Annotated in this window: 1 rRNA gene; it reads right to left on the minus strand. The window is 45.7% G+C overall.

Features of this window, described 5'->3' with window-relative positions:
• Nucleotides 1-473, minus strand: a 16S ribosomal RNA gene (locus M6G53_RS25040); the annotation flags it as partial.

Genomic DNA, 473 nt, shown 5'->3' on the forward strand with positions numbered 1-473 from the left:
TTTTCGGGACTACTTGGGTATCTAATCCTGTTTGATCCCCACGCTTTCGTGCTTCAGTGTCAGTTATAGTTTAGTAAGCTGCCTTCGCAATCGGAGTTCTGCGTGATATCTATGCATTTCACCGCTACACCACGCATTCCGCCTACCTCAAATATACTCAAGTCAACCAGTTTCAACGGCAATTTTATGGTTGAGCCACAAACTTTCACCGCTGACTTAATTAACCACCTACGCACCCTTTAAACCCAATAAATCCGGATAACGCTCGCATCCTCCGTATTACCGCGGCTGCTGGCACGGAGTTAGCCGATGCTTATTCATATGGTACATACAAAAAGGAACACGTTCCTCACTTTATTCCCATATAAAAGAAGTTTACAAACCATAGATCCTTCATCCTTCACGCGACTTGGCTGGTTCAGGCTCTCGCCCATTGACCAATATTCCTCACTGCTGCATCCCATAGGCTGATC

It is taken from the genome of Serratia nevei, from assembly GCF_024160145.1.
Classification (GTDB): Bacteria; Pseudomonadota; Gammaproteobacteria; order Enterobacterales; family Enterobacteriaceae; genus Serratia; species Serratia nevei_A.